This is a genomic window from Salinicoccus sediminis (genome assembly GCF_000986795.1).
GTDB lineage: Bacteria > Bacillota > Bacilli > Staphylococcales > Salinicoccaceae > Salinicoccus > Salinicoccus sediminis.
The window spans coordinates 1-1705 of sequence record NZ_LAYZ01000005.1 but is presented as its reverse complement, the minus strand read 5'-3'; the positions used below and the strand labels follow the sequence as shown (position 1 = coordinate 1705).

Below are 1705 nucleotides of genomic sequence, written 5' to 3'. Positions count from 1 at the left end.
GACAGGGGTTCCCTTCGGGGCAGAGTGACAGGTGGTGCATGGTTGTCGTCAGCTCGTGTCGTGAGATGTTGGGTTAAGTCCCGCAACGAGCGCAACCCTTATGACTAGTTGCCAGCATTCAGTTGGGCACTCTAGTGAGACTGCCGGTGACAAACCGGAGGAAGGTGGGGATGACGTCAAATCATCATGCCCCTTATGATTTGGGCTACACACGTGCTACAATGGACAGGTACAAAGGGCAGCGAGACCGCGAGGTTGAGCGAATCCCATAAAACTGTTCTCAGTTCGGATTGGAGTCTGCAACTCGACTCCATGAAGCTGGAATCGCTAGTAATCGTGGATCAGAATGCCACGGTGAATACGTTCCCGGGTCTTGTACACACCGCCCGTCACACCACGAAAGTCAGTAACACCTGAAGCCGGTGGGCCAACCCTTCTGGGAGGCAGCCGTCGAAGGTGGGACCGATGATTGGGGTGAAGTCGTAACAAGGTAGCCGTATCGGAAGGTGCGGCTGGATCACCTCCTTTCTAAGGATAAATACGGAACGGATTGACGTCTGACATATTGTATTCAGTTTTGAATGGTCTCTTTGGAGTCATTCATTTAATCATGTACATTGAAAACCGGATAGAGAAGCAATAAATGATTTTTAACCGAAAATCAAAGCGTAGAAAACCGAGAACTGAAATTAAAAAGAGTTCACACAAACACGCGTTGTGCCGCTTTCGGGCGGCACACTCACAAATTCATTGCGATTAAGTAATGAAGGGCGCACGGTGGATGCCTTGGCACTAAGAGCCGATGAAGGACGGAACCAACACCGATATGCTTCGGGGAGCTGTAAGTAAGCGTTGAACCGAAGATTTCCGAATGGGGGAACCCAGCACATCATTATGTGTTGCCGGTCAGTGAATAGATAGCTGACGCGGCGGTAGACCCGGGGAACTGAAACATCTCAGTACCCGGAGGAAGAGAAAGAAAAATCGATTCCCTGAGTAGCGGCGAGCGAAACGGGAAGAGCCCAAACCAGCTACGGCTGGGGTTGTAGGACACCGACACGCCAAGTAATGTTGAGCCGAACGGCCTGGAAAGGCCGGCCGGAGGGGGTAACAGTCCCGTAGGCAAAGGACATTATGCGGCGCGGTGGATCCTGAGTACGGCGGAACACGAGGAATTCCGTCGGAATCCGGGAGGCCCATCTCCCAAGGCTAAATACTCCTTAGTGACCGATAGCGAACCAGTACCGTGAGGGAAAGGTGAAAAGCACCCCGGAAGGGGAGTGAAACAGAACCTGAAACCGTGTGCCTACAAGTAGTCAGAGCCCGTTAATGGGTGATGGCGTGCCTTTTGTAGAATGAACCGGCGAGTTGTGATCTCATGCAAGGTTAAGCAGCGAATGCGGAGCCGCAGCGAAAGCGAGTCTGAAGCGGGCGAATAAGTATGGGGTTGCAGACCCGAAACCAGGTGATCTACCCATGTCCAGGCTGAAGTCCAGGTAACACTGGATGGAGGGCCGAACCGACTTACGTTGAAAAGTGACCGGATGAGGTGTGGGTAGCGGAGAAATTCCAATCGAACCTGGAGATAGCTGGTTCTCTCCGAAATATATTTAGGTATAGCCTCATGAGAGCATCGTGGAGGTAGAGCACTGTTTGGACGAGGGGCCCATCCCGGGTTACCGAATTCAGACAAACTCCGAATGCC

The 1705-nt window shown here is 52.3% G+C and carries 2 rRNA genes; both read left to right on the top strand.

The features are described from left to right. Positions 1 to 528 (top strand): 16S ribosomal RNA (locus tag WN59_RS07805); the annotation flags it as partial. A gap of 226 nt (positions 529 to 754) precedes the next feature. After that, a 23S ribosomal RNA gene (locus WN59_RS07800) occupies positions 755 to 1705 on the top strand; the annotation flags it as partial.